Annotated in this window: 12 protein-coding genes; 3 read left to right on the forward strand and 9 right to left on the reverse strand. The window is 65.7% G+C overall.

The window, feature by feature from the left end; genetic code table 11:
• Window positions 1-12: 12 nt before the first annotated feature.
• A complete protein-coding gene (gene tdh / locus ABRZ00_RS03850; protein ID WP_368641065.1) occupies window positions 13-1,053 on the reverse strand; it encodes an L-threonine 3-dehydrogenase in 1,041 nt (346 codons plus the stop codon).
• A gap of 66 nt (window positions 1,054-1,119) precedes the next feature.
• Window positions 1,120-2,349: a glycine C-acetyltransferase gene (locus ABRZ00_RS03855; RefSeq protein ID WP_368642791.1), complete on the reverse strand. Its 1,230-nt coding sequence runs from the start codon at window positions 2,347-2,349 to the stop codon at window positions 1,120-1,122.
• A 280-nt stretch (window positions 2,350-2,629) separates the two neighbouring features.
• Between ABRZ00_RS03855 and ABRZ00_RS03860 the strand changes: the two genes are divergently transcribed.
• Window positions 2,630-5,224, forward strand: a complete 2,595-nt coding sequence (locus ABRZ00_RS03860) for an EAL domain-containing protein (protein ID WP_368641064.1) — start codon at window positions 2,630-2,632, stop codon at window positions 5,222-5,224.
• A 108-nt stretch (window positions 5,225-5,332) separates the two neighbouring features.
• Here the strand turns inward: ABRZ00_RS03860 and ABRZ00_RS03865 are convergent, their stop codons facing one another.
• From ABRZ00_RS03865 to ABRZ00_RS03875, 3 genes are all read right to left on the reverse strand, one after another.
• Window positions 5,333-7,012 (reverse strand): TRAP transporter large permease subunit, encoded by a 1,680-nt coding sequence (locus tag ABRZ00_RS03865; RefSeq protein ID WP_368641063.1) that lies wholly within the window; start codon window positions 7,010-7,012, stop codon window positions 5,333-5,335.
• A gap of 2 nt (window positions 7,013-7,014) precedes the next feature.
• Window positions 7,015-7,626 carry a TRAP transporter small permease subunit gene (locus ABRZ00_RS03870; RefSeq protein WP_368640101.1) on the reverse strand — a complete coding sequence of 204 codons (612 nt, stop codon included), beginning with the start codon at window positions 7,624-7,626 and terminating at the stop codon, window positions 7,015-7,017.
• Between the two features lie 114 nt (window positions 7,627-7,740).
• Window positions 7,741-8,829 carry a TRAP transporter substrate-binding protein gene (locus ABRZ00_RS03875; protein WP_343837960.1) on the reverse strand — a complete coding sequence of 363 codons (1,089 nt, stop codon included), beginning with the start codon at window positions 8,827-8,829 and terminating at the stop codon, window positions 7,741-7,743.
• A 245-nt stretch (window positions 8,830-9,074) separates the two neighbouring features.
• On the opposite strand from ABRZ00_RS03875, the gene ABRZ00_RS03880 reads away from it, so the two are divergent.
• A complete protein-coding gene (locus ABRZ00_RS03880; RefSeq protein WP_368641062.1) occupies window positions 9,075-10,265 on the forward strand; it encodes an MFS transporter in 1,191 nt (396 codons plus the stop codon).
• 6 nt (window positions 10,266-10,271) lie between these two features.
• Window positions 10,272-11,504 carry a CynX/NimT family MFS transporter gene (locus tag ABRZ00_RS03885; protein ID WP_368641061.1) on the forward strand — a complete coding sequence of 411 codons (1,233 nt, stop codon included), beginning with the start codon at window positions 10,272-10,274 and terminating at the stop codon, window positions 11,502-11,504.
• Here the strand turns inward: ABRZ00_RS03885 and ABRZ00_RS03890 are convergent.
• The 4 genes from ABRZ00_RS03890 to prmC are packed head-to-tail and all read right to left on the reverse strand — an operon-like array spanning window position 11,494 to window position 14,578.
• Window positions 11,494-12,723, reverse strand: a complete 1,230-nt coding sequence (locus ABRZ00_RS03890) for an HD-GYP domain-containing protein (RefSeq protein WP_368641060.1) — start codon at window positions 12,721-12,723, stop codon at window positions 11,494-11,496. The genes ABRZ00_RS03885 and ABRZ00_RS03890 overlap by 11 nt on opposite strands.
• Window positions 12,724-12,757: 34 nt before the next feature.
• Complete coding sequence (locus ABRZ00_RS03895; protein WP_368644454.1) at window positions 12,758-13,372, reverse strand: UbiX family flavin prenyltransferase; 615 nt, start codon at window positions 13,370-13,372, stop codon at window positions 12,758-12,760.
• Between the two features lie 22 nt (window positions 13,373-13,394).
• Window positions 13,395-13,736, reverse strand: coding sequence for a Grx4 family monothiol glutaredoxin (grxD, locus tag ABRZ00_RS03900; protein WP_343837948.1), 342 nt, complete (start codon window positions 13,734-13,736; stop codon window positions 13,395-13,397).
• Window positions 13,737-13,747: 11 nt separating this feature from the next.
• Window positions 13,748-14,578 carry a peptide chain release factor N(5)-glutamine methyltransferase gene (gene prmC / locus ABRZ00_RS03905; protein WP_368641058.1) on the reverse strand — a complete coding sequence of 277 codons (831 nt, stop codon included), beginning with the start codon at window positions 14,576-14,578 and terminating at the stop codon, window positions 13,748-13,750.
• Window positions 14,579-14,633: the final 55 nt, after the last annotated feature.

Here is a 14,633-nt window from a genome sequence, read left to right on the forward strand (position 1 = left end):
AGTCCTCAAGGACTATTCAGCGTCCGGGCTTATCCAATCCAATACGACTTTTCCGCTTTGGCCTGAGAGCATCGCGTCGAAGCCCTGGCGGAAATCCGACACCGGATAGCGGTGCGTCAGGATGGGCGACAAATCCAGGCCGCTTTGCAGCATGGCGACCATCTTGTACCAGGTCTCGAACATCTGGCGGCCGTAGATGCCTTTGATCTCCAGGCCCTTGAAGATCACCTGGCTCCAGTCGATTCCCACCCCGTCGGGCAGAATGCCCAGCATGGCGATCTTGCCGCCATGGTTCATCTGGTCCAGCATCGAGGCGAAGGCGCTGGGCACGCCGGACATCTCCAGGCCCACGTCGAACCCCTCGGTCATGCCCAGTTCGCGCATGACGTCGCGCAGATCCTCGCGGGCCACGTTCACCGTGCGGCTGGCGCCCATGCGGGAAGCCAGGTCCAGGCGGTAGTCGTTGACGTCGGTGATGACGACGTTGCGCGCCCCCACGTGGCGGGCGATCGCCGCCGCCATGGCGCCGATCGGCCCGGCGCCGGTGATCAGCACGTCCTCGCCCACCAGATCGAAGGCGAGCGCCGTATGAGTGGCGTTGCCATAGGGGTCGAAGATGGCGGCCAGATCGTCGGGCACATCGTCCGGGATGCGGAAGGCATTGAACGCCGGTATCGCCAGGTAGTCGGCGAAGGCGCCGGGGCGATTGACGCCCACGCCCTCGGTATTGCGGCACAGGTGTCGGCGGCCTGCGCGGCAGTTGCGGCAATGGCCGCACGTGATGTGGCCCTCGCCGGACACGCGGTCGCCGATCTGGAAGCCCTGGACCTCCTGGCCGATCTCCACCACCTCGCCCACGTATTCGTGGCCCACGTGCATGGGCACCGGAATGGTGCGCGCGGCCCAGTCGTCCCATTTCCAGATGTGGATGTCGGTGCCGCAGATGGCGGTCTTGCGGATACGGATCAGCAGATCATTGTGCCCGATGACGGGCTTGGGGACATCCACCAGTTCCAGCCCGACGGCGGGCTGCATTTTGGCCAAAGCTCTCATGAAATTTCCCTATTGAATTGCATCCACCTCGCCGCGCGCACGCGGTCCGGACTCGCCCGGCGCGTTTCAGGACTTCAACGTGCCCAGGCTCTTTCCCACACGGGCGAACGCCTGTACGGCCCGGTCGATGTCCTCCGGGGTATGGGCCGCGCTCATCTGGGTACGGATGCGGGCACGGCCCTTGGGCACCACCGGATACGAGAAGCCGATCACGTAGATGCCCTGTTGCAGCAGGGCGTCGGCCATGCGGCCGGCCAGGGCGGCATCGCCCAGCATCACTGGGATGATCGGATGCTCGCCAGGCACCAGGTCGAAGCCCAGCGCCTGCATCTCGCGGCGGAAATGCGCGCCGTTGCGGTGGACGCGGGCGCGCAGCTCGGCGCCTTCGGCATCCTGAAGCAGCTCGATCACCCGCCGGGACGCCGCCACGATGGCCGGGGCAAGCGTATTGGAAAACAGATAGGGACGCGAACGCTGGCGCAGCAGGTCGACGATCACGGAATCGGCCGCGACATAGCCGCCCGAGGCCCCGCCCAGCGCCTTGCCCAGCGTCCCGGTCAGGATATGGATCCGGCCCGCGACGCCGCAGTGTTCCGGCGTGCCGCGCCCGCCCGCGCCCATGAAGCCCACGGCATGGGAATCGTCCACCATCACCAGGGCATCGAACTCATCGGCCAGGTCGCAAATCGCCGCCAGGTCGGCGATGATGCCGTCCATGGAGAACACGCCGTCGGTGGCGATCATGACGTGCCGGGCGCCGCCGTCCCGCGCCGCCTGAAGCTGCGTGCGCAGATCGTCCATGTCATTGTTGGCGTAGCGGTAGCGGCGCGCCTTGCACAGGCGGATACCGTCGATGATGCTGGCGTGGTTCAGCGCATCGCTGACGATGGCGTCCTGCTCGTCCAGCAAGGCCTCGAACAGGCCGCCATTGGCGTCGAAGCAACTGGAATACAGGATGGCGTCGCCCATGCCCAGCCAGCGGGCCAGATCGGCTTCCAGCGCCTTGTGCCCCGTCTGGGTGCCGCAGATGAAACGCACCGACGCCAGGCCGAAGCCGTCGGCGGCCAAGCCTTCGCCGGCCGCCTGGATCAGGCGCGGGTCGTTGGCCAGGCCCAGATAATTGTTGGCGCAGAAATTCAGCACGTCGGCGCCGTCGGCCAAGCGCACACGCGCGGATTGCTGGCCCGCGATGACGCGCTCCGACTTGTAGAAACCCTCTTCGCGCAACTGCCCGATCCGGGCATGCGCATCCGCAAAAAATCGTTGGGACATGATCCACCTTTTGGGGGAATACATCGGAATGGAAATGCGTGCCGGCATTGTACGCCGCCTTCCCGCCCCCCCCACGGACCGACCGGGATCCGGACGCTCCGGCGGGGCGCCCCGCCGGCGGCGACGAGATTGTCGACAATCTCGACAATTGATGACAAACCTGCGTGCTATGCAACACTTTGCCGCGCCCGGCCCGGCACTATGATGTTCTCTTTTGGCCTCATGCCCGGGCCTGCCGGGCAGCCTCCCGCCCCAGGAACCCGCGCACCGCCCATCCTGGCATCCGGATACCGGACCGAATCCTATGGCCTCTCTCGACCGTCCGTATCGTGGCATTTTCCTGCCGGCTCTTGCGCTGTGCCTGGGCCTGTACGTTCCGGCCGTGCACGGATTGACGCTGGAAGTCGGCATCTATGAGCAGAAACCGGACGTCTATATCGCCAAGGACGGCCGTCCGGCCGGCATCCTGGGCGAACTGCTGAACGAAATCGCCCGCCAGGAGGGCTGGACGATCCACACCCGGTCCTGCAACTGGGCGCATTGCCTGAAACTGCTGGCCGAGGGCGACATCGATTTGCTGCCCGATGTCTACTACACCCCCGAACGGTCCAAGACGTTCAGCCTGCATCATGTCCCGGCGCTGCACAGTTGGTCCCAGGTCTATGCCCGTCCCGAGCATGCCCTGCGTTCGATCGAGGATCTGCGCAACCACATGATCGCGGTCCTGGAGGGCTCGACCCAGCAGGACTACCTACAGACCACGCTCTCGAGTCTGCAGATCGAAGCCCGCACCGAGCCCGTCCAGACCCTGGAGACGGGTTTCCAGCAAGTCCAGGCTCGGCTCTCCGATGCGGTGGCCGCCGATTTCTACGTCGGCGAATTGTTCGCCCAACAATACCAGCTCGTCGCCACGCCCATCATCTTCCAGCCGACCCAGGCGTTCTATGCCGCGCCGAAAGGCCGCCATCCCGAGGTGCTGGCGGCAATCGACCGCCACCTCAGCGCCTGGCAGTCGGAGCCCGATTCGTTCTACTACCGCACCCTGGATTCCTGGCGCCTGCCCCGCACGCCATCCTTGCTGGGGCGCTACGGCCTGTGGATCGTCGGCGGACTGAGCGGACTGCTGGCCCTGACCCTGTTCGCCACGCTGCTGCTGCGCATCCAGCTCGGCCGCCAGCGGCGTCTCCTGCGGCGCACCGAACGCCGCCTGGACGCGATTCTGGAAGCCATCGATGCCGCCGTCAGCATCAAGGACCTGGACCGCCGCTATACCTTCGCCAACCGCAAGCACGAGGAATTCCTGGGTCTGGGCGAAGGCGGGCTGATCGGGCTGCGCGACGAGGACACCTTGACGGACACGGATTCCCTGGACAGCATCGCGCGCAGCGACCAGGCCGTCATCGCCTCCCGCGAGCGCAGCGTCTCCCAAATGACCGTCAGGCCACGCCAGGGCGAGCCGCGCGTCTTCCTGACGATCAAGGCGCCCATGCGCGATCCGGACGGCGCCCTGGAGGCCATCTGCACGGTGGCCACCGACATCACCGAACGGCTGCGCGCCGAGGAAACCGCCCATCACCTATCCGTCTACGATACGCTCACCGGCCTGCCCAACCGGCGCACGGCGCTGACCCATCTGACGCAGATGATCGAAGCGGCCCAGCAGGGCCGATCCATCGGCGCCCTGCTGCTGATCGACCTGGACGGCTTCAAGCGGATCAACGACATGCATGGGCACGCCACCGGCGACGAGGTGCTGTGCAGCATCGCCGACCGCCTGCGTGCGAGCGTGCGGGATCGGGACCTGGTCTCGCGCGTCAGCGCCGACGAATTCCTCGTGTTGCTCGACAGCCTGGGCGGCAACGTCAACGATGCGGCCCGCAACGCCATGCATGTGGCTGAAAAAATCCGGCTCGCCATCTGCAACAGCGCGTTTTCCATCCAGAACAAACCCGCCTACGTCACCGCCAGCATCGGCCTGACCCTGATCCAGGCTGAGAGCCAGACTTCCGATTCCGTGATGCGCGAAGCCGACATGGCCACCCACCGCGCCAAGCAGCACAGCGGCAATCAGGTCACGTTCTACGAGCAGGGCCTGCAATCCGAGGTCGAGCAGCGGCTGTGGCTGGAACACGATCTGCTGCAAGCCATCGGCACACCGCAGCTCGTCCTGCACATCCAGCCGCAGTTCGGCTGCGACGGGCGCGTCACGGGCGGCGAACTGCTGGCGCGCTGGACGCACCCCGCCCGGGGCGCCGTATCGCCCGCCCTGTTCATCCCCGTCGCCGAGGAAACCGGCCTGATCGGTCTATTGGGATCCTGGTCGCTCCAGTTCGCCTGCGATGCACTACTGTTGCTGCAGAAGCTGGGCGAGACCTACCCCTTGTCTCTGAACATCAGCCCCAAACAGCTGATGGAACCCCAATTCACCGAATACATCCGCGACACGCTGGAAAGCAAGGGCGTCCCGGGCAACCGTTTGATTTTCGAAATCACCGAGGGCGTGCTGATCCGGGACATCCAGGCCGTCGCGCAACGCATGCAGGCGCTGTCCCTGCTGGGCATCCGCTTCTCCATCGACGATTTCGGGACCGGCTACTCCAACCTGGCCTACCTGAAACGGCTGCCGCTGTACGAGCTGAAGATCGACAAAAGCCTGGTCCAGGATGTGCCCAACGACAGCGACAGCATCGCCATCGTCCAGTTGATCCTGGCGATGGCCGATCAGCTCAACCTGCGCGTGGTGGCCGAGGGCGTGGAGACCGAGGCGCAGTCCAGGTTCCTGTTCGAACATGCTTGCCACGCCCTGCAGGGCTATCTGCTGGCCCGTCCCATGCCGTTCGACGCCTGGCTGGACGTGGTCCGCACGCGGCAACGCCCGGGCCCCGGCCTTTCCGCCTGACGGCCTCCGGGCACCCCTCCGCCAGAAAAAAAGGCCCGGCAACGCACGTTGCCGGGCCTTTCACTGGCCGGCCCCGCCTCGGCGGGACCGGCCGCAAGGGCATGCGCCCTACTTGAACATATTGTTGTAGTCCAGGTCGGAGGTGCCCCCTCCGGCCGCCGAGCCGTAGCCGCTGAAGTCGCCCATGTCGAGCTTGACCTCTTCGAGGTTGACTTCGGGACGGTCCGCCTTGTAGTGGGTGACCATGCCGGGATACAGCAACACCAGGATGACCATGGCGATCTGGATGACAATGAAGGGGATCGACCCCCAGTAGATCTGGCCGGTGGTGACCTTGGCGATGGTCTTTCCGGTGATCTTGTCCTGGTAGTCTTCCTTGGGCGCCACCGACCGCAGGTAGAACAGCGCGAAGCCGAACGGCGGGTGCATGAAGGACGTCTGCATGTTGACGGCCAGCAGGACCCCCAGCCAGATCAGATCGATGCCCATCTTGTCGGCCACGGGACCGATCAGCGGCACGATGATGAAGGCCAGCTCGAAGAAATCCAGGAAGAAGGCCAGCAGGAAAGTCAGGATGCTGACCACGACCAGGAAGCCCATCTCGCCGCCCGGCAGGCCGGTCAGCAGATGTTCGACCCACAAGTCGCCATTGACGCCCCGGAAGGTCAGGCTGAACACCGAGGAGCCGATCAGGATGAACACGACGAAGCAGGTCAGCGTCGTCGTGGTATCCATGGCCTGGCGCAGCAGCTTGAAGTTCAGGCGGCGCTTGATGATCGCCATGATCAGCGCACCGACCGCCCCCATGGCGCCGCCCTCGGTCGGCGTGGCCACGCCGATGAAGATCGTGCCCAGCACCAGGAAGATCAAGGCCAGCGGCGGGATCATGACGAAGGTCACGCGTTCGGCGATCTGCGACAGCAGGCCCAGGCGCAGCGTCTTGTTGATCAGGGCCATGACGAAGGCCGCGCCGCCCCAGATCAGGATGCTGGTGACGATCAGCTCGTCCACGTGCGCCCCTTCCACGAGCAGGATCTCCACCCCCACGACGGAAATGCCGACGGCAATGGCCATCAGCACCAGCAGGGACGGAATGCCGTGCCCGCCATTGGGCTCGACGAAGGTGCGCGCCTCGGGCGGGATGGCCGGCGCCGACTTCGGCTTGAGCAAGGCCACCGCGACGACGTACAGGACGTACAGTCCCGTCAGGGCGAAGCCCGGCAAGAAGGCGCCCTTGTACATATCGCCGATGGAACGGCCCAACTGGTCGGCCAGCACGATCAGCACCAACGAGGGCGGGATGATCTGCGATAGCGTGCCGGAGGCAGCGATCACGCCGGTTGCCAGCCGGCGGTCATAGCCGTAGCGCAGCATGATGGGCAGCGAGATCAGGCCCATCGAGATCACCGAGGCGGACACCACGCCGGTGGTCGCCGCCAGCATCGCCCCCACCAGGATGACCGCGATCGCCAGGCCACCGCGCAGCGGCCCGAAGAGCTGGCCGACGGTTTCCAGCAAATCCTCGGCCATGCCGGAACGCTCCAGGATCAGCCCCATGAAGGTGAAGAACGGCACCGCCAGCAGGGACTCGTTGCCCATCACGCCGAACACACGCTGGGGCAGCGCCTGGAACAGGGCCGGAGACAGCAGGCCGAGATCGATCCCGATCAGGCCGAACAAAATCCCGTTGGCGGCCAGCGAGAACGCCACCGGGAAGCCCAGCAGCAGCAGGAACACCAGCATGCCGAACATGATCGGCGCCATATATGCGAGTAGTAATGCTTCCATCGTCAGTGCCTCTCATGCGAGGCGGCCTCGCGCTCTTGCGCCTCGCGGGCGATTTCTTCGGCAAGCAGTTCTTCGGCGGACTTGCCCGTGTGGACCTCGCGGGGATCGGGGCAGCGGCCCAGCAGGCAGCCGATGCTCTTGATCAGGTGCGAGACACCCGCCGCCACCAGCAGGGCGAAGCCGATGGGGATCAGCAGCTTGGCCGGCCAGCGGATCAGGCCGCCCGCATTGGAGGATTGCTCGTGGTTGACGAAGGCGTCCATGAAGAAGGGCCAGGACAGCCACATGATGAGGACGCAGGCGGGCATCAGGAAGAACAGCACGCCGATGACTTCGATCCAGAGCTGGGTGCGCCGGGAAAAACGCGAAGCCAGGACGTCGACGCGAACGTGTTCGTTCTTGAGCAGGGTATAGCCGGACGCCAGCAGGAAGACGGCGCCGAACAGATACCACTGCAATTCGAGCCAGGCGTTGGAACTGACGTTGAACAGCTTGCGAACCGTCGCGTTCGTGGAACTGACGAGTACGGCAAGCAGGATCAGCCAGGTCACGGCCCGGCCCACGCGGCGATTGACGGCGTCAATCACTCGCGACAGGGCGAGAAGTGCATTCATGGTGAGAGCCAATGAAAGAAAGGATTACGCCCGGACACGCGCAAGCCCCCTCGAGGGGGGGCTGGGCGCGAACCGGTCATGAACGGCCTTGAGCCAGGCCGGAAGAGGCCTTGATTACTTGGCAGCCGTGGCCATGTATTGGTCGAAGCTGCCTTCCGCGATCCGGAACCACGGGATTTCGTGGTCGCGGAAGCCCATGTAGGAATCGTGGATCTTCTTGAAGGCCGGATCCTTGGCGGAGAGTTCCGCGTAGGTTTCCTGGGCGGCCTTGTAGCAGGCATCCATGACGGGCTTGGGGAAGGCGCGCAGCTTGGCGCCTTCGCCGATCAGGCGCTTGAGGGCGTTGGGGTTTTCGGCGTCGAAGGTGGCGATCATGGTGTTGGTCGCCAGCGCGGAGGCCTGGTCCAGGACGGCCTGGTAGTGCTTGGGCAAGGCTTCGTACTTGTCCTTGTTGACGTACAGGGACACTTGCAGCGTGCCTTCCCACCAGCCGGGGAAGTAGTAGTACGGCGCCACGCGGTGGAAGCCCATCTTCTCGTCGTCGTAAGGGCCAATCCATTCGGCCGCATCGATGGTGCCTTTTTCAAGGGACGGGTAGATATCGCCGCCGGCAATCTGCTGGGGCACCACGCCAAGCTTCATCAGCACGGCGCCGGCAAAAGCCGCCGTCCGGAACTTCAGGCCCTGGAGGTCTTCGACCGTCTTGATTTCCTTGCGGAACCAGCCGCCCATCTGGCAGCCGGTGTAGCCGCAGGGGAAGTTGACGATGTTGAACTTGGCGAACAGCTCGCGCAGCACTTCGAGGCCGCCGGCATGGCGCACCCAGGCGTTGTACTGGCGGGTGTTCAGTCCGAAGGGCACGGCGCCGTCGAAGCACAGGGCCGGATCCTTGCCGAAATAGTAGTAGGACGCGGTGTGGCCGCATTCGACCGTGCCGTTCTGCACACCGTCGAGCACGCCCAGGGCGGGCACGAGTTCGCCGCCGGGGAAGGCGCGGATCTGGAACTTGCCGCCGGTCGCTTCGGACACGAACTTGGCGACGTTTTCGCCGCCGGAATAGATGGCGTCGGCGCTACGGGGGAAACTGGAGGCCAGGCGCCACGAAATGGCGGGCGATTCCTGGGCGAAAGCAGGTGCAGCCAGGGTGGCGCCGCCGGCGGCCGCGCCGAGGGCAGCCTTCTTGAGGAAGGAACGACGTTGCATGAGAGAGAGCCCCTAAGGTTGGTTGATAAACCGTGCAAATATGTGCCGTTTTGTAAACGGTCGAGAGCGCGTGAATGATGCATGCAAACCAGCACACCTCGCAATCGGTAATAACGCCTAGTGGCGTTTTGGATTGAATCTGCCAACTTCCATACAAACAATAGGGGAACCCCCGATCAAGCCGTATCCGCGCGCTTTCGCAACCTGTATGCGACAATGCCGTTTTGGTCATTGCGACCTGCGGCGTGCCTCCTTCTCCCGATTCATTCAGCCTGGCCCGAATCGCCCTGCCGGCCTTCGGCCCCTCTCTCCTCTTCGGCCTCGGAGAAGGCGCCATCTACCCGGTGCTCGCCCTGAGCGCCCGAGACCTGGGCGCCAGCTCGGCGCTGGCCGGCCTGATCGTCGCCCTGATCGGCATCGGCTCGATGATGGCCAACCTGCCGGCCGCCATGCTGGCCAACCGCTACGGCGAACGCCGCGCCATGGTCGGCGCATCCCTCTTGTGCATGGCCGCCATGGCCCTGTGCCTGGCCGCCCGCACCCCCTGGATCTTCGGCCTGGGCGTCCTGATGATCGGCCTGGCCAGTTCCATTTTCCTGCTGGCGCGCCAGACCTATCTCATCGAGGCCGTGCCGGTGCACATGCGCGCGCGCGCCATGTCCACCCTGGGAGGCACCATGCGGGTGGGCCTGTTCGCCGGCCCCTTCGTCTCCGCCGGGCTGATTCACCTGATGGGACTGCAAGGCGCCTACTGGGCTGCTCTTCTGGCCTTTCTGGGCGCGGGGCTTCTGGCCCTCGCCGTGCCCGACCTGGAAGCACGCGACCGCATCGCTCATCGCAACGTGCCGCACCTGTCCCTGGCGGGCCTGGCGCGCGCGCACGCGGGCATCTTCCTGACGCTGGGCGTGGCCACGGCGCTGGTCTCGGCGATCCGCGCCTGCCGCCAGATCGTCATCCCGCTCTGGGCCGACGAGATCGGGCTGGAAGCCACGGCGACCGCCCTGATCTACGGCATCATGGGCGGGGTGGATATGCTGCTGTTCTACCCGGCCGGCCGGATCATGGATCTGCGCGGCCGCCTCTGGGTGGCCTTGCCCTCGATGCTGATCATGGGCGCAAGCCTGATCGCTATTCCCTGGACAGCGGGATTTTCAGCTCTGCTGGCCGTCAGCATGATTCTGGGCGTGGGCAATGGCATCGGCTCGGGCATCATCATGACCATCGGCGCCGACGCCTCGCCCGCCACCGACCGCACCCGCTTCCTGGGCATCTGGCGGTTGATCACCGACCTAGGGGGCGGCGGCGGCCCCTTGTTGCTGTCCGGCGTCACCGCCGCGCTCTCGCTCGCCAGCGGCATCACCGCCATCGGCGCCCTGGGGTTCATCGCCGCCTGGATGTTCTGGCGCTGGCTGCCCCGCACCCCTCCTTTTTCCTGACCGCCCATGCCGCACACCGCCCCCGGACTCCGCGCCGCCGAGACTCATGCCGCCATCCGCGCCGCTCTGTTCCTGGTGCTGGTCGGCATGTGCGCCGCGCTGCACATCTGGAAAGTCCCGCCGGCCCTGCCCCAACTTCAGGTCGAGCTCGGGCTCAGCCTGGTGGAATCGGGCTTCTTGCTGTCGGCCGTGCAGCTCGGCGGGCTGTTCCTGGGCCTGCCGGTCGCGCTGGTCGCCGAGCGCATTGGCCTGCGCCGCTGCGTCCTGGCCGGATTGGGCATTCTGGCGACGGCCTCGATGCTGGGCGCCTGGCTGGATTCCAGCCTGCTGGTGCTGCTGTTTCGCGCAGCGGAAGGGTGCGGCGTCCTGATGGTCGCCATGCCGATACCCGCGTTGATCCGCCGGCTCGTTCCGCCGGACCGGCTGAGCCGCATCATGGGGCTGTGGGGCAGCTATATGCCGCTGGGCACCGTGATCATCCTGCTGGGAGGATCCTGGGTGCTGAGCCTGGGCAGTTGGCAGTTGCTGTGGTGGCTGCTGGCGGCGCTGACCGTGGGGTGCCTGCTGCTCACCCTGCGCCTCGTGCCGGCCGATGCCCCGGCCGGTGCCGGGCGGCCACGGGACTCCCTGCTGCAACTGGCGCGCACGACCCTCGGATCGGTGAACGTCTGGCTGATCGCGCTGATTTTCGGACTGTACGCGGGTCAATGGATGGCGGTGATCGGCTTCCTGCCGACGATCTATGCCGCCCAAGGCGTGAGCGGCACCACGGCCGGACTGCTCACGGCCATCGTCGCAGGCGCCAACGCAATCGGCAACCTCGCCGCCGGCCGCTTGCTGCACCGTGGCGCACCGGGCTGGCACTTGCTAGTGGCCGGTCTGGGGACGATGATTTTGTGCGCCTATGCCGCCTTCGGTGCTGGCCTGCCCGCCTCGGCCCAGTTCGCGGCCGTGCTGGTGTTTTCCATGGTGGGCGGGCTGGTGCCGGCCACGCTGTTCGTGCTGGCGCTGACCCTGGCACCCACGCCGCAAACCACGTCGACGACCATCGGCTGGATGCAGCAATGCTCGTCGCTGGGCCAGTTCGTCGGCCCCCCCGTCGTGGCCTGGACCGTCAACCGGTCCGGCGGAGACTGGCAATGGACCTGGACCGCCACCGCCGCTTTCGCTGCGGCAGGCATCGTCCTGGCGATCCTGATCGGCCTGCGTGCGAAGCCTCGGGCTTCCGCTACACGATAGGGGGCACCGGCAGGCCCGACTGGGCCCAATCCACCGGCGCCACCACAGGCAGGATACGGCTGGGGCAATCGGGATCGGCGAGGTTCACCCGACGCTCGGGGATGGCGTGGCTCCAGCGGATCGAATAGAAAATCTTGACCACGGGCAGCTCAGGCGTATCGGGGTTTTGCGCCACGACCAGCCCCAATTCGCTCTGCGTCAGGCTGATGATGGATCCCAGGGGGTAGCGCCCGACCGTCCGCACGAAAGCCCCCAGAACGTCGGGGTCGAACTGCCCCTCGGCCTTCATCATCTTGTACAACGCAAAGGCCGGATCCCAGCCTTTCTTGAAGGGCCGCGTCGAGGTGACCTCGTCGTAGAAATTGCAGATGGCCGCCATCCGGGCCAGCAGGCTGATGTTCTCGCCTGCGAGGCCGTCCGGAAAACCCTTGCCGTCGATGCGTTCGTGATGATGCAGGCAGACGTCGACCACCTCGGGCGGCACGCTGGAATCCTGGCGCAGCATCTCGGCGCCGGTTTGAGGATGCTTCTGCTGTATCTCCTGCACCGGCTGGATCGGGCGGCCCAGCTTGCCGGATGCTTCGCTCGGATCGCGGACCTTGCCGATATCGTGCAGCAGGCCGGCCATGCCGGCCAGGCGGATCTGATCATCGGACAGGCCCAGCGTGCGCGCCAGTGAAGTCATCAGCGCCGCCACCGCCACGGAATGCGCGTACAGGTACTGATCGGCGCGCTTGATGCGGGCCAGGCTGGTCAGCGCATCCGGATGCCCCTCGATGGAATCGGCCATGTCCTGCACCAGCCCCTCGATCTGGCGCAGATCGATCTTGCCCTCCAGTTCCGCGTCGGCGAACAACTGCTTGGCTTGCGCGCGCGAGCCTTCGATGATGTCCTTGGCATCGTCGAAGGCCTGCTGTTCCGTCGAGGCGGACTGGGGCGCGGCATCCACCGCCGGCGCGGGCGGCTGCTGCGCCCCGGCGGCCGCTGAAACGGAAGCGGCCGCGGGCGCAGCGGTCGCCGGAGCGCCGGTGGGCACGTCCACCCCCCGGCTGGTATCGATCAGCACCCAGTCCAGCTTCGATTCCTGCACACGGCGCAGCTTGCGCTCGTTCTGGATCAGAAAGCGCGAGCGCCAGAAGGAATGGTCGAGGAAAGAGCCGCCCAGGTCATGCACGTACATGCCGACGCACAATTGGGAGACAGGTACCTTCTTGATCATGCGTGATTCCCTGGAAACAGATGGTGGCGGCGCCTCAGGCAGCTCCGGCGCGCGAATGAACGCTCGGGTCGTCAAGGCCTTCCCAGCGAGGCCCAGGCACGTGAATATCGAAAAAATCCAGCACGCGGCATACGGTATGGTCGATCAGATCGTCCAACGACGCCGGGCGCATATAGAACGCGGGCAGGGGCGGAAAGATCACCCCGCCCATCTCGGTGACGGTCGTCATGTTGCGCAGATGCGCCAGATTGAAGGGGGTTTCCCGCACCATCAGCACCAACCTGCGGCGCTCTTTGAGCGTCACGTCCGCCGCCCGGGTGATGAGGTTATCCGACAGGCCGTGCGCCACGGCAGCCAGCGTGCGCATGGAACAGGGCGACACCACCATGCCGGCCGTGCGGAAGCTGCCGCTGGCCAGCACCGCCCCCACGTCCCGATGGCTATGGACGTGATCCGCCATCGCATGAACGGCCTGGCGATCCAGGCCCAATTCATGGCGGATGTTCAGCACGCCCGAGGGCGACATGACGAGATGGGTTTCCACCCCGCCGTGCGCCCGCGCGATTTCCAGCAGGCGCGTGGCGTACCGGACGCCGGTGGCGCCGCTGATGCCGACGACCAGCCGCTTGTGATCCTCTGTACGAGTCATCGCGCCGCGTGCATCCGGGGATTCACTCGATCGCCCCGGCGTCCTTCAGCAGCTGGGCGAGTTCGCCGTTCTGGTGCATTTCGTTCATGATGTCGGTGCCGCCGATGAACTCGCCCTTGACATACAACTGGGGGATCGTCGGCCAGTTGGCATAGTCTTTGATGCCTTGGCGGACTTCGGGGTCTTCCAGCACGTTGACGGTGACCAGCTTGGTGACGCCGATTTCCTTCAGGACCTGGATGGCGCGGCCGGAAAAACCGCATTGCGGGAATTGGGCCGTGCCCTTCATGAACAGGACGACCGGATGGCCGGTGACCGTTTCACGGATGAAATTCTGGACTTCGGATTGGACTGCTTCGCTCATGGTGGTCTCGCTCAAGAAAATCCGGCCGGCAGGCGGCCTCGGGTGACGCGTTCGGTGCCGGACAGGTCACGCTCGCTGGCAACGTCGGCGAACCCTCGGCGTAAAAACAGGGACCGGACGGCCGCCGCCTGGTCCCAGCCGTGTTCCACGCACAGGAATCCGCCAGGCGCCAGATGATCCGGCGCGCCCTGCACGATCTCGCGCAGGGCTTGCAGGCCATCGGCCCCATCGGTCAGGGCACCCGCAGGCTCAAAGCGCAGGTCGCCTCGCCCCAGGTGCGCATCCTGCGCATCAATGTACGGAGGATTCGAGACAATCAAATCGAACCCTGCCGAACCCAACTCTGTATCGTACCAATTCCCGTGTGAAAACAATAGTTTTGCCCCTAGGGCGCGTGCGTTCATCCGCGCCACGTCCAGGGCCTCGGCGCTGCAATCGGTGGCCCGCACTTGTGCATCGGGCCGCTCAAGCGCCAGCGTCACCGCCACGATGCCGCTGCCCGTGCCGAGATCCAGCACTCGGGGAGCGCGCAGAGCCCCCACCGCGCGCAGCCCGCACTCGACCAGCAACTCGGTATCCGGGCGGGGAATCAACACGGCCGGAGTCACCTGGAAATCGCGGCCGAAGAACTCTCGCACGCCGAGGATATAGGCCATGGGCTCTCCCGCCAGCCGGCGAGCTTCCAGAGCCTGATAGGCGGCGACCTGCGCCGGCTCCAGCGGATCGGCATCATGCGCAATCAGCCAGGCATGCGGCACGCCCAGCACCCGCTGCCACAGCAGGCGGGCCTCCAGGCGCGGCAACGGACTGACCGCCAGGGATTCGCGCACAGTCCCGATCATGGCCGGTCCACGCGGGCCGCCGCCGCGGCGAACCCCTTCCATGGATGCGTGCGGC

Source organism: Castellaniella ginsengisoli (assembly GCF_040955415.1).
Lineage (GTDB): Bacteria > Pseudomonadota > Gammaproteobacteria > Burkholderiales > Burkholderiaceae_B > Castellaniella > Castellaniella ginsengisoli.

Excerpts from the sequence above, each read along its gene's own strand:
- tdh (WP_368641065.1), bottom strand. The coding sequence starts at position 1,053 with ATGAGAGCTTTGGCCAAAATGCAGCCCGCCGTCGGGCTGGAACTGGTG.
- ABRZ00_RS03855 (WP_368642791.1), bottom strand. The coding sequence starts at position 2,349 with ATGTATTCCCCCAAAAGGTGGATCATGTCCCAACGATTTTTTGCGGAT.
- ABRZ00_RS03860 (WP_368641064.1), top strand. The coding sequence starts at position 2,630 with ATGGCCTCTCTCGACCGTCCGTATCGTGGCATTTTCCTGCCGGCTCTT.
- ABRZ00_RS03865 (WP_368641063.1), bottom strand. The coding sequence starts at position 7,012 with ATGGAAGCATTACTACTCGCATATATGGCGCCGATCATGTTCGGCATG.
- ABRZ00_RS03870 (WP_368640101.1), bottom strand. The coding sequence starts at position 7,626 with ATGAATGCACTTCTCGCCCTGTCGCGAGTGATTGACGCCGTCAATCGC.
- ABRZ00_RS03875 (WP_343837960.1), bottom strand. The coding sequence starts at position 8,829 with ATGCAACGTCGTTCCTTCCTCAAGAAGGCTGCCCTCGGCGCGGCCGCC.
- ABRZ00_RS03885 (WP_368641061.1), top strand. The coding sequence starts at position 10,272 with ATGCCGCACACCGCCCCCGGACTCCGCGCCGCCGAGACTCATGCCGCC.
- ABRZ00_RS03890 (WP_368641060.1), bottom strand. The coding sequence starts at position 12,723 with ATGATCAAGAAGGTACCTGTCTCCCAATTGTGCGTCGGCATGTACGTG.
- ABRZ00_RS03895 (WP_368644454.1), bottom strand. The coding sequence starts at position 13,372 with ATGACTCGTACAGAGGATCACAAGCGGCTGGTCGTCGGCATCAGCGGC.
- grxD (WP_343837948.1), bottom strand. The coding sequence starts at position 13,736 with ATGAGCGAAGCAGTCCAATCCGAAGTCCAGAATTTCATCCGTGAAACG.
- prmC (WP_368641058.1), bottom strand. The coding sequence starts at position 14,578 with ATGATCGGGACTGTGCGCGAATCCCTGGCGGTCAGTCCGTTGCCGCGC.